Consider the following 12,085-nt stretch of genomic DNA (forward strand, 5'->3'; position numbering starts at 1 on the left):
CGGTGTCAGGCCTGGCGGCCCAGCGCGATGTAGCGCTGCAGGTGGTGGTCTTCGTCGCCGAATTGGTGGTCGATCATGACCAGGCGCTTGGCGTAGTGGGCCAGGGGCAGCTCCCAGGTCATGCCGATGCCGCCGTGCATTTGCACCGCTTCTTCAGCCACCAGGGCGCCAATGCGACCGATGCTGACCTTGGCGGCCGACAGCGCGCGCTCGCGCGTCACGCGGTCAGCGTCCATGGCGGCCGCGGCATTGATGACGGCCGAGCGGGCCTGTTCCACTTCCAGCAGCACGTCCGCCATGCGGTGTTGCAAGGCTTGGAAGCTGCCGATGGGCACGCCGAACTGCTTGCGCGTCTGCAAGTACTCCAGCGTGTACTGCTTGGCCACGTCCATGGCCCCCACGGCCTCAGCGCACAGGGCCAGCAGGCCCCAGCCGATGGCCAGCTCCAGCGTGGCCAGGCCTTGGCCTTCGGCACCCAGCAAAGCCTCGGCGCCGACCTGCACCGCTTGCAGCGTGACTTCAGCGGCCCGGCCGCCGTCGATGCGGCCATAGCCCCGGCGCTGCACGCCGGCCGCGTCGGTGGGCACCAGGAACAGAGAAATGCCCTCTTCGGCTTCGATGTCACCGGCCACACGGGCCGACACCAACAGCAGCTGGGCCGCCTCGGCCTGCAGCACCACGGCCTTGGCGCCATCGAGCTGCCAGCCGGTGGCGGTGCGGGTGGCGCGGGTGGCCACGCGGGACAGCTCGTAGTGGCTGCCGGGCTCATCGTGGGCCAGCGCGGCCACGGTGCTGCCGTCGATCAGGCCCGCCAGGGCTTGCTTTTGCGCCGGGGTGCCCGCCGCGGCCAGGGCGCGGCCCACGACCAGGGCGCCCAGGAAGGGTTCGACCACCAGGCCGCGGCCCAGGCTCTCGAACACCACGCTGACGTCAAAGCCGGCGCCGCCAAAGCCGCCTTCGGACTCAGGGAACAAGGCGCCCAGGGCGCCAATCTCGGCCAGTTGCTGCCAGACGCTGGTGCTCAGGCCTTGGGCGCTGCCCGCCACCTCGTTGCGCACCTCGAAAGGGTATTGCTCGGTGATGAAGCGGTTCAGCGTGTCCGCCAGCATGCGGCGGTCTTCGGTGTGTTCAAAGTTCATCGCGACCTCGTGTCACAGGCCCAGAATCATCTTGGAGATGATGTTCTTCTGGATTTCATTGGAGCCGCCGAAGATCGACAGCTTGCGGTTGTTGAAGTAGAGGGCAGCGGCCTGGGCGGCCTCGGCCGGGCCCACGGGCTCGTCGGCATAGCCTTCGTACATGGCCTCTTCGATGAAGGGCAGCGCGTAGGGGCCCATGGCGCGGCGCGTCAGCGAGGTGAGTTCCTGGCGGATCTCGGTGCCGCGGATCTTCAGCATCGAGCTCTCCGCGCCGGGCACGCCCCCCCCAGCCACCGCCGCGATCACGCGCAGGTTGGTGGTCTTCATGTTCTCCAGGTCGATCTCGACCTTGGCCAAGCGGGTGGCAAAGCCCGGGTCTTCGAGCAGCGGGCGGCCGTGGCGCTGCACCTTGGCCGCGATGCGCTTGAGGCGCTCGAGTGCGGCCACGCTGAAGCCCACGCCCGCGATGTTGGTGCGCTCGTAGGTCAGCAGGTACTTGGCGTAGGTCCAGCCCTTGTTTTCTTCGCCAACCAGGTGGGCCACCGGCACTTTGACGTCGGTGAAGAAGACTTCATTGACCTCGTGCTCGCCGTCCAGGGTGATGATGGGGCGCACTTCGACGCCCGGACTGTTCATGTCCACCAGCAAGAAGCTGATGCCCGACTGCTGCTTGGCCTCTTTGTTGGTGCGCACCAGGCAGAAGATCATGTTGGCGTGGTGGCCCAGCGTGGTCCAGGTCTTTTGGCCGTTGACGATGTAGTGGTCGCCGTCGCGCACAGCCGTGGTCTTGACCGAGGCCAGGTCCGACCCGGAACCGGGCTCGGAATAGCCCTGGCACCACCAGTCGTCGCCGTTCAGGATGCGCGGCAGCCAGTACTGCTTTTGCGCTTCGCTGCCGTACTTGATGAGCACCGGGCCCAGCATGTTGACGCCAAAAGGCACGATGCGCGGCGCGCCGCCGACGGCACATTCGTGCTCGAAGATGAACTTCTGCACCGCGTTCCAGCCCGGGCCGCCGTACTCGCTGGGCCAGTGGTTGGCCAGCCAGCCGCGCTCGTTCAGACGGGTGTGCCATTCGACCGAGTCCTCGCGCGTCAGGCGCAGACCGGCCTTGACCTTGTCGCGCAGGCGGGCTGGCAGCTGGTCGCGCAGAAAGCCTTGCACCTCGGCGCGGAAGGCTTCTTCTTCAGGGGTGAAATTCAGGTCCATGGAGGCTACTCGCTCAGAAAATTTCAAACAGGCCGGCGGCACCCATGCCCCCGGCAATGCACATGGTGACCACGGCGTACTTGGCCTGGCGGCGGCGGCCTTCGAGCAACACATGGCCCACCAGGCGCGCGCCGGTCATGCCGAAAGGGTGGCCGATGGAGATGGCGCCGCCATTGACGTTCAGGCGCTCGTCGGGGATGCCGAGCTTTTGCTGGCAGTAGATGGACTGCGAGGCAAAAGCTTCATTGAGTTCCCACAGGTCGATGTCGTTGACCGTCAGGCCGTGGCGGGCCAGCAGCTTGGGCACGGCGAACACCGGGCCAATGCCCATCTCGTCGGGCTCGCAGCCGGCAATGGCCAGGCCACGGAAAGCCCCCAGGGGTTGCAGGCCCAGGCGCTCGGCCTCGGCGGCTTCCATCATCACGCAGGCCGAGGCGCCGTCAGACAGCTGCGAGGCGTTGCCTGCGGTGACGAACTTGTCCGGGCCATTGACCGGGGCCAACTTGGCCAGGCCTTCGTAGGTGGTGCCACGGCGGTTGCAGTTGTCGGCGGTGGCGGTCACCTCTTGCTTCGTGACTTCCTTGGTCTCCTTGTTGACCACGGCCATGGTGGTGGTGCAAGGCACGATCTCGGCGTCGTAACGGCCAGCCAGTTGGGCTTCTTCGGTCTTGCGCTGGCTCTCGGCCGAGAAGCGGTCCTGCGCCTCGCGGCTGATGCCGTAGCGCTGGGCCACGATGTCGGCGGTTTCGATCATCGACAGGTACAGGTCGGGCTTGTTGGCGACGATCCAGGGGTCGAGCGTGAGCTGGGCGTCGTCGCGGCTCTTGATGCCCGAGATGCTCTCGACACCACCTGCGATCATGGCCGGCACGCCCTCGGCCACGATGCGGCCAGCGGCCATGGCAATGGCTTGCAGGCCCGAGGCGCAGAAGCGGTTGACCGTGGTGCCACCGATGCTCAGCGGCAGGCCAGCGCGGATGATGGTCTGGCGCGCGATGTTGCGGCCGGTGATGCCCTCGGGGTAGCCGCAACCCAGGATGGCGTCTTCGATCAGGGCCGGGTCGATGCCCGAGCGCTCCACCGCGGCCTTGACGGCAAAGGCGGCCAGGGTCGGGCCCGGGGTGATGTTGAACTCGCCACGGTGCGACTTGGTCAGCGGGGTGCGGGCGGTGGAAACAATGACGGCTTGGCGCATGGGATGTCTCTTTTCAAAAATCGGTTCATTCGGACTGGTTCAGCGAGGCGAAATTGGCGCCCTTGGCGACCAGCTCCACCAGCAGGGGCGAGGGCTTCCAGAACAGCGGGTCTTCCTTGGCAAAGGCCTCGATGTCGGCCAGGATCTGCGGCAGGCCGATCATGTCGGCGTACTTCATCGGGCCACCGCGGTAGCGCGGGAAGCCGTAGCCATGGACAAAGGTCACGTCCACATCGAGCGGGCGCAGCGCGATGCCCTGGTGCACCACGTTGGCGCCTTCGTTGACCATGGCGGCCATGTAGCGGCGCAGGATCTCGTCGTTGCTGAAGGCGCGCGGGGTGATGCCGGCGCGCTCGCGCTCGGCGTCCACAATCGCCAGCACTTCGGGGTCCATCTCACCGGTGCGCGCACCGGCCGGGTACAGGTAGTAGCCGCGCCCGGTCTTCTGGCCAAACCAGCCACGCTCGCAGATGCGGTCGGCGATCTGCACATAGCGCGCCTGGGGGTCGCGCGTGGCGGCGCGGCGCTTGCGCGTGGCCCAGCCGATGTCGCCCCCCGCCAGGTCGGACACCTGGAACGGGCCCATGGGGTAGCCAAAGTCACGCAGGGCCTGGTCAATCTGGTAGGGCGAGGCGCCGTCTTCCATCATGTGGTCGGCCGCGGCGCGGTACACGGCCAGGATGCGGTTGCCAATGAAGCCGTCGCAGACACCGGCACGCACCGGCACCTTCTTGAGCTTTTGGGCCAGCACAAAGGCGGTGGCCACCACGTCGGCGCTGACCTGGGCGGGCACCACGATCTCCAGCAGCTTCATGATGTTGGCGGGCGAGAAGAAGTGCAGACCGACCACGTCCTGCGGACGCGAGACGCTGCCGGCGATCTCGTCAATGTCCAGGTAGGAGGTGTTGGTGGCCAGCACGGCGCCGGGCTTGCAGACGCGGTCCAGCTCAGCGAACACGGCCTTCTTGACGCCCATTTCCTCGAACACGGCTTCGATCACCAGGTCGACCTGGGCCAGCGCGTCGTAGGAGGTGCTGCCGGTGTAGCGCGCCATCACAGCGGCCTTGGCCTCGGCCGTCATGCGGCCCTTGGCGACCAAGCCGTCGTAGACCTTTTCAACGTTGGCGCGGCCACGGGCAATGGACTCGGCATCGCGCTCGACCATGGTCACGGGGAAGCCGGCGTCCAGCGCCGACACCGTGATGCCGGCCCCCATGGTGCCGCCGCCGATCACACCGATGGTGGCGAAGGGGCGCGGCTGGGCGGCCTTGGCTTCGGGCACCTTGAGCACTTCGCGCTCGGCAAAGAAGGCGTGGATCAAACCGGCGCGCTGCGGGCTGTCGATGCACTGCCAGAACAGCTCACGCTCGCGCTTCATGCCCTCGTCGAACGGCAGGTCCAGCGCGGCCTGCACGGCTTCGATGATCTTCAGCGGCGAGAACAGGCCCTTGCTCTTCTTGGCCGTGTCGGCGCGCAATGCGTCCAGTTCGGCCTGGGCAGCGGCCTTGTCGGCCAGGCCCAGGGCGTCGCAGCTGCGGCGCACCGGGGCCTGTTGGGCCAGCAGTTCTGCGGCGTAGGCCAGGCCGGCGCTGAGCGGGTCGGTGCCGGCGCCCACGCGGTCGATCAGGCCCAGCTGGGCCGCTTCTTCGGCACCGATGTGGCGGCCGCTGAGCATCAGCTCGACGGCGGCCTTGACACCGGCCAGGCGCGGCGCGCGCTGGGTGCCGCCTGAACCCGGCAGCAGACCCAGTTGCACCTCGGGCAGGCCCAGCTTGCTGCCCGGCAAGGCCAGGCGGTAGTGGGCCGACAGAGCGATTTCCAGCCCGCCGCCGAGCGCCGGGCCATGGATGGCGGCCAGCACGGGCTTGCGGCATTGCTCAATGTGGCGGCACACGTCTGGCAGCGCGGGCGGCTGCGGGGTTTGGCCAAATTCACGGATGTCGGCGCCGGCAATGAAGGCGCGGCCCGCACCATGGATCAACACCAGGGCGACCTCGGCGTCGGCCTCGGCCTGGGCGATGGCGGCTTGCAGACCTCGGCGCACCGCCGCCCCCAGGGCGTTGACGGGGGGGTTGTCGATGGTGACAACCAGCACGGCACCCTCGCGGCGCTGGGTCACGGGGGAGGTCGTGTCAGCACCCGCGTCGGGCGTGGCAGCAGCTTGGCTCATGTCTTGTCTCCTGAAATGCAACACGGCCACCTGGTGGTGGCCTTTGAGGTCTGGGCTGCATTGTTGTGGCGATAAGCTTTCTTGACAATCCCATGAACCATTGACAGACTGTCAAATAATTTTTGACAACCTAGAGCCCAAACCGCTGTGGACCTCAGTTCCCTGACCTTGTTGGTCGAAATCCTCGATGCCGGCAACCTGAGCCAGGCCGCGCGCAAGCTGAAGATGACGCGCGCCAACGTCAGCTACCACCTCAACCAGCTGGAAAAATCCGTGGGCGTGCAACTGGTGCGGCGCACCACGCGCCGCGTCGAACCCACCGAGGTGGGCGCCCGCCTGTACGAGCACGGGCGCAGCATCGTCAACGAGGTGCTGGCCGCGCAAGAAACCATTGCCACCCTCGGCCAGGGCCTGCAAGGCCGGGTCGGCCTGAGCGTGCCCAGCGGCTATGGGCAGATGGTGATGTCGCCCTGGCTGCTCGAGTTCAAACGCCTGTACCCCGGCATCGTGCTGGACGTGCTGTTTGAAAACCGCGTCGATGACCTGGTGCGCGACGGCGTCGACATCGCCGTGCGCGTGATGCCCGAGCCGCCGCCCCTGCTGGTGGCGCGCGACCTGGGCAGCGTGCGCTACCTGGCCTGTGCCTCCACCGCCTGGGCTGCGCAGCACGGTCTGCCCGACAGCCTGGAGGCCTTGCGCGCCGCACCGGTGATCACCTCCGGGGTGGTGGGGCGGCAACTGCGGCTGCGCGCCTACCAGGGCGAAGCGCGCGAAGAAATCACGCTGGAGCCCACGCTGATCTCCGAGCACTTTCCGTTCTTGCGCGACGCCATCCTGGGCGGCCTGGGCGTGGGCCTGGTGCCCGACTACGTGGTGCAGGACGCGATCGCCGCCGGCCAGGTGTTGACCGCGCTGGACCACTACCGCCTCAGCATCTTCGGCACCCACATGTACCTGCTGTACATGCCCAACCGGCACCAGACCCGCGCGGTGCGCACCTGCATCGACTTCATCCTGGGCCAAAGCCGGGGCTGAGCGCGCTGGCGCCATCAGGGCCAATGCGGAGGCCACGCGGCGTGAAATGCCGCTATCCTGCGTCGCAGGCCTGGTGCGTGAGCGCCGTGGCCCCTGTGACCGCAGAAAGGAGCCCCCATGCCGCCCAGCCCCCCCACCGCCCTGGTGCTCAGTGGCGGCGGTGCGCGCGCCGCCTACCAAGTGGGTGTGCTCCAAGCCATGGCGCAAATGCGGCGCGAGGCCTTGGGCGCCAGCGCCTCGCAGCGCAACCCGTTTGACATCATCGTGGGCACCTCGGCGGGGGCCATCAACAGCGCCGCCCTGGCCTGCCACGCCGACCACTTCGATGACGCAGTGCAGCAACTGGTGCAGGTGTGGGAGCAGTTCCAGGCCGACCGCGTGTACCGCGCCGATGCGCTGGGCGTGATCCGCAGCGGCGCCCAGTGGCTGACCATGCTGTCCATGGGCTGGGCCCTGGCGCGCTGGCGTCGCTTTCGGCCGCGCTCGCTGCTGGACAACAGCCCGCTGGAAACCCTGCTGCACGAGCTGATCCCCATGCAGCGCCTGCCGCAAATGCTGGCACGGCGACACCTGAAAGCCCTGGCCGTGACGGCCTTCAGCTACGGCACCGGCGAGCATGTCACCTTCTACAGCGCAGCCCAGCCGCTGCACCCCTGGGTGCGCTCACAGCGCATCGCAGCGCCCACGCAGCTGGGGCATGAGCACCTGCTGGCCTCGGCCGCGATTCCCTTCGTGTTTCCGGCGCACAGCATCATGCACGAGGGCACCGTGGGCTGGTATGGCGACGGCTCCATGCGCCAGAGCGCGCCGCTGTCGCCCGCCATCCACCTGGGCGCGGAGCGCATGCTGGTGATTGGCGCAGGCCGCATGCACGAGCCCGCCGCCCCGCGCGCAGTGGACAGGCGCTACCCCAGCCTGGCGCAAATCGCTGGCCACGCTTTGTCGAGCATTTTTCTGGACGCACTGGCGGTGGACGTGGAGCGCCTGGCCCGCATCAACCGCACCCTGTCCCTGTTGCCGCCGGCGGCGCTGGCGCAAACGCCCTTGCGCCCAGTGGAGTGCCTGGTGATTGCGCCCAGCCAGCGCCTGGATGACATTGCAGCGCGCCATGTCGGCGCACTGCCCGCCCCGGTGCGCAGCTTGCTTCACGGCGTGGGGGTGGGACGGGCCGGTGGGCCTCAGACCCAAGGCTCGGCCCTGGCCAGCTACCTCTTGTTCGAGGCGCCCTTCACGCGCGAATTGATGGCCCTGGGTCGGGCCGATGCGATGGCCCGGCGCGACGAGGTGGCGCAGTTCTTTGGCTGGCCCCAGGCCCGCAGCGACACGAGCGCGACGGCGTCACAAGCTTCGGCCGCCTGAGGCGCAGCACCACCGCCGGCGTCAGCGACCAGGGCCGCCGCGTCCCCTCACTCGGGTGGGGTCTCGAGGTGGATGATCAGGGCGCGCACGCCCGGCGACACCTGCTTGGCGCGGTCCACCGCCAGGATGCGCAAGTCAAACGAGCTGCCCTTGGGAATGGCGGTGCGGGGCACTTTCTTGCCAGGGTAGGTGTCGGGGTAGACCCCGTCTTCGAGCGGACGCAGGCGCAGGCGCAGGCCTTTGCGCACCATCAGGTCGCGCGCATACAGCTCCGCCAGCTCATCCAGCGTGACCCAGCCCGAACGGGCTTTGTCTTCACCCGCGCCGCGGCCACTGAGCATGACCTCGAACTTGCCCGCATGTTCGCCTTCGGTCTCGGCAAAGGGGTGGACGATGAAGGACAGGGGCGTGTCCGTCTTGCGGCCCTTGTACTCATGCGGGATGGCGATGTCGGTCAGGATCATGGCAAGGCGTCCTCGTCGTTGAGCTGGTCATCGGCCGCGTCGTCGGCATCGTCCTCACCTTCCACGCGGGGTGGGCGCGGGGGACGTTGGGCCGCGCGGGCCAGGATCTCGACATAGGCGTGCTCGGCGCCGCCCTTGGCGGCCGCGTCCACCTGCGCGATCAGGGTCGACAGCAGCACGACCTCGGCGCTGTCTTTTTCAAGGCCGAAACGGCAGTCGAAATCCCAGAAGTCAGTGCCCTCCGGCAGCACGCGACGGCGCTCGCGCTTGAGGTACTTGCGGATTTCGTGCTTGACCGCATCGAGCACCCGGTCCGGGTGGCGGCCTTCGGCCTTGAAACTGAATACTTTTCTCACAATGGCCCTTCAAAAACCGCTGCCGGCCCGCCACGGGTTGCGACAGCCAAGGGCGGGATTATGCGGGCTGCGCCGCCGCAGGGCCAGCGCCAGACGCATCCAGGCCCTTGAGCCCCCCGAACCACAGCAGCCCTGATGCGGGCTGGGCTTTCCCTGCCAGGGATCAAAAACGCAAGGGTCGCGCTTTAGACTACCCGGACTACACCCTAAGGAGCCCCCATGACCGAAGCCGAATTCAATGCCGACCTGGCCACGCGGGGCTTCACCGAGGTGTCGACCGTGCAGCGTGAGGCTGGAGGCCAGATGGACGAACACACCCACGCCTTTGAGGCCCGCGCGCTGATCCTGGAGGGTGACATCACCATCGAGACCCAAAGCGGCAGCCAGCGCTACCAGCCCGGCGACATCTTCCACCTGCAACACGAAGAGCCCCATGCCGAAACCTACGGCCCACAAGGGGTGCGCTACCGGGTGGGGCGCAAGCCAGGGTGAGCGGCTTGGCGCTTCGGCGACTTGGCGGCAGGCGAGCGCCACAGGGACGGTCTGCCATGGGGCGCCCCGCGAACTGACAGACGCCTCCCAGGCGGCCGAGCCGGTCGGTTTGAGCAGATTTGCCACAGCGAATCCAGTGGCAGAACCGCAAATGGTTGCGGCTTGTAAGAGCTATTGCACAGGCCGGGAAGCAGAAGCATTTGCCGAGGGGAGGCACCTAAGCTTGGGTTCGCGTTACGACCGCGGTCCTCCCCCGCAGATCAGCCCGCCGGGCTGACGCCGTGGTCGATTTCTGTTGTGCACCCCCATGAAACTTCAACGACGTTCCCTTCCCGCCATGCTGCTCAGTGCGGCCGCCGCCATCAGCACCCCACTGGTGGCCCCTTCTGCCCAGGCTGCCACGGGTGATGACCTGCAGCGCCAAGCCCAGGACGCCCTGGCAAGCCTGTACAAGGCCCAGGCTGGTGCAGCCGCCCTGGGTCAAAAAGCCAAGGCCATCATGGTCTTTCCGAGCATTTTCAAAGCAGGTCTCGTCTTTGGGGGCGCCTATGGTGAGGGAGTGCTGTTTGAAAACCAGAAGTTCAATGGCTACTACAGCGCCGTGAGCGCCTCCGTCGGCCTGCAGATTGGCGCCCAGACTTTCGGCTATGCGATGTTTGTCATGACCGACAAAGCCCTGGCGTCCGTCAAAGAGAGCAGCGGCTGGGAAGTCGGCGTGGGCCCCAGTGTCGTGGTGGTCGACGCGGGCCTGGCCAAAAGACTGACCACCACCACCCTCAAGGACGATGTCTACGCCTTCGTCTTCGACCAAAACGGCATCATGGGCGCCCTGGGTCTCGAAGGCACCAAGGTCTCGCGCATCAAGCAACCCTGAAGCCCCCGGCGACCCGGGGGTGGTTCAGCCCCCCGCTGCCTCAGGCTGCCGGCGCCTGGTAGGCGTCGCGAAGTTCCCGCTTGAGGACCTTGCCAATCGCGCTGCGTGGCAGCTCCTCCACCCACTGCAGGTCACTCAGGCGCTGGGTCTTGCCCACCCGCTCATTGAGCCAATCGCGCAAAACCGATGCTTCAAGGGCCTGGCCTGCACGTGCCACGGCAAAGGCCACAGGGGTCTCACCCCAGGCCACGGAGGGCACCCCCACCACCGCCGCTTCGGCCACCGCGGGGTGCTCGCGCAGCAAGGCTTCGAGGTCGCTGGGGTAGATGTTGAAGCCGCCCGAAATGATCATGTCCTTCTTGCGGTCGAACAAGGTCAAAAAGCCTTGCTCGTCAAAGCGGCCCACATCGCCCGTGCGGATGAAACGCTTGCCATCGGGGGCGAACCATTCGGCTTCGCGCGTCTTCTCGGGCTGACCGTGGTAGCCGGTCATCATGCCGGCGGAATGGCCCACCACCTCGCCAGCCTGGCCGGGTGCCACCTCCACGCCCTCGTCGTCAATCAAGCGGATGTCGTGCGTTTCGGCCGGGCGGCCCACGGTGTGCAGCTTGTCGGGGTGCAGGTGGGCCTCCAGGATGCAGGTGCCGCCGCCTTCGGTCATGCCGTAGAACTCGACCAGACCGCCAGGCCAGCGCTGCAGCACATCGGCCTTCAGCTCGGCATGGAAGGGCGCACTGGTGCAGAACTTGACGTGGGTGCTGGACAGGTCGTGCTCGCCGAACGCGGGGTGGGCCATCAAACGCTGGTACTGCACCGGCACCAGCATGGTGTGGCTCATGCGGTGCTGTTGCGCCAAGCGCAGGTAGGCACCCGCATCGAATTTGGGCATCAACAACACGGTGCCGCCGAAAGCCAGGGTCGGGAAAAACACCACCAGCGTCGTGTTGGAGTACAGCGGCGTGGACAACAAGGTCAGCGACTGCGGGCCATAGCCATAGACCGCCCCCCGGTTGACGTGGGCCGAGCGCATGCCGTGCGACTGCACGATGCCCTTGGGCGTGCCCGTGGTGCCTGAGGAGTAAATGATGTTGAAGGGCCAGGCGGGCTGCAGCGTCAGCGCCTGCACCGGGGTGCCGGCGGGCACCAGCCAGGCGTCCAGTGCTGGCCCCACGTCAGAGCCATCCAAGGCAATGCGGCCGATCTGGCCGCGCCCGGCCTCGGCCACCGTGGCGGCTGAGGCTGCGTCCAAGAACAAGAGGCGCGCCTGGGCATCACCGAGCATGCCCGCCAAGGCTTGCGGGGTGCTGCCCGGGGCCAGTGGGGCCACCACCACGCCCGCACGCAAGGCCCCCAGGAACACCGCGGCGTACAGGGTCGAACTGCTGGCACAGATGGCCACAGCCTCACCGGGCTTCACACCGTCGCGCTGCAAGCTGGCCGCCACGCGGTCCATCAACTGATCCAAGTCGCCGTAACTGAGTCGCCGCCCGCCGCCCTCTGGGGTGTCAAGCAAGGCCGCTCGCTGGGGCTCAGTGCGCGCGTGCTCGCGGATGCGCTCGGGAATGGATTGAAAGTCAGTCGGGGGGGAAGCAGTTTGAACAGTCATGGGGCAGCCAAAAGGAGGTGGCGGAATGATAAAGACGCCCCCCGGTAGGGCACCTGTCGCCGCAGCGACTGAGCGCAGAGCCGGCACGGTTGCCTCAACCCACGCTGATTGTTTCTATTTCAGGAATTTTCATTTGCCTCATTCCCTGTTTTATTGTTTCAAACGATGACCTACAGTCACTCCATC

At 67.1% G+C, this 12,085-nt stretch carries 11 protein-coding genes; 4 read left to right on the forward strand and 7 right to left on the reverse strand.

Annotation, left to right across the window (positions count from 1 at the left end; all coding sequences use genetic code 11):
• Positions 1–5: 5 nt before the first annotated feature.
• From PSQ39_RS20895 to PSQ39_RS20910, 4 genes are read right to left on the reverse strand one after another with little or no spacing between them, the layout of a single operon-like run.
• Positions 6–1,139 (reverse strand): acyl-CoA dehydrogenase family protein, encoded by a 1,134-nt coding sequence (locus PSQ39_RS20895; protein ID WP_273929501.1) that lies wholly within the window; start codon positions 1,137–1,139, stop codon positions 6–8.
• Positions 1,140–1,151: 12 nt separating this feature from the next.
• The gene (locus PSQ39_RS20900; protein ID WP_273929503.1) at positions 1,152–2,348 is read right to left on the reverse strand and encodes an acyl-CoA dehydrogenase family protein; all 1,197 of its coding nucleotides are present in this window, start codon (positions 2,346–2,348) and stop codon (positions 1,152–1,154) included.
• A gap of 13 nt (positions 2,349–2,361) precedes the next feature.
• A complete protein-coding gene (locus tag PSQ39_RS20905; protein ID WP_273929504.1) occupies positions 2,362–3,543 on the reverse strand; it encodes an acetyl-CoA C-acyltransferase in 1,182 nt (393 codons plus the stop codon).
• A gap of 25 nt (positions 3,544–3,568) precedes the next feature.
• Positions 3,569–5,713 carry a 3-hydroxyacyl-CoA dehydrogenase NAD-binding domain-containing protein gene (locus PSQ39_RS20910; RefSeq protein WP_273929506.1) on the reverse strand — a complete coding sequence of 715 codons (2,145 nt, stop codon included), beginning with the start codon at positions 5,711–5,713 and terminating at the stop codon, positions 3,569–3,571.
• Positions 5,714–5,860: 147 nt separating this feature from the next.
• Here PSQ39_RS20910 and PSQ39_RS20915 point away from each other — a divergent pair, with 147 nt between their 5' ends.
• Both PSQ39_RS20915 and PSQ39_RS20920 read left to right on the forward strand, forming a co-directional pair.
• Positions 5,861–6,748 (forward strand): LysR family transcriptional regulator, encoded by an 888-nt coding sequence (locus tag PSQ39_RS20915; protein ID WP_273929508.1) that lies wholly within the window; start codon positions 5,861–5,863, stop codon positions 6,746–6,748.
• A gap of 117 nt (positions 6,749–6,865) precedes the next feature.
• Positions 6,866–8,107 carry a patatin-like phospholipase family protein gene (locus PSQ39_RS20920; protein WP_273929510.1) on the forward strand — a complete coding sequence of 414 codons (1,242 nt, stop codon included), beginning with the start codon at positions 6,866–6,868 and terminating at the stop codon, positions 8,105–8,107.
• Positions 8,108–8,154: 47 nt separating this feature from the next.
• Here the strand turns inward: PSQ39_RS20920 and PSQ39_RS20925 are convergent, their stop codons facing one another.
• Complete coding sequence (locus PSQ39_RS20925; protein ID WP_273929512.1) at positions 8,155–8,571, reverse strand: hypothetical protein; 417 nt, start codon at positions 8,569–8,571, stop codon at positions 8,155–8,157.
• On the reverse strand, positions 8,568–8,927 hold the full coding sequence (locus PSQ39_RS20930; protein WP_273929514.1) for a DUF6172 family protein: 360 nt from the start codon (positions 8,925–8,927) through the stop codon (positions 8,568–8,570). The genes PSQ39_RS20925 and PSQ39_RS20930 overlap by 4 nt, the downstream gene beginning before the upstream one ends.
• 219 nt (positions 8,928–9,146) lie before the next feature.
• On the opposite strand from PSQ39_RS20930, the gene PSQ39_RS20935 reads away from it, so the two are divergent.
• Positions 9,147–9,419: a cupin domain-containing protein gene (locus PSQ39_RS20935; protein WP_273929516.1), complete on the forward strand. Its 273-nt coding sequence runs from the start codon at positions 9,147–9,149 to the stop codon at positions 9,417–9,419.
• Positions 9,420–9,726: 307 nt separating this feature from the next.
• On the forward strand, positions 9,727–10,293 hold the full coding sequence (locus PSQ39_RS20940) for a lipid-binding SYLF domain-containing protein (RefSeq protein ID WP_273929517.1): 567 nt from the start codon (positions 9,727–9,729) through the stop codon (positions 10,291–10,293).
• 40 nt (positions 10,294–10,333) lie between these two features.
• Here PSQ39_RS20940 and PSQ39_RS20945 read toward each other — a convergent pair whose 3' ends face one another.
• The gene (locus PSQ39_RS20945; protein ID WP_273929520.1) at positions 10,334–11,899 is read right to left on the reverse strand and encodes a class I adenylate-forming enzyme family protein; all 1,566 of its coding nucleotides are present in this window, start codon (positions 11,897–11,899) and stop codon (positions 10,334–10,336) included.
• Between the last annotated feature and the right edge of the window lie 186 nt (positions 11,900–12,085).

It is taken from the genome of Curvibacter microcysteis, assembly GCF_028649455.1.
Taxonomy (GTDB): domain Bacteria; phylum Pseudomonadota; class Gammaproteobacteria; order Burkholderiales; family Burkholderiaceae_C; genus Curvibacter; species Curvibacter microcysteis.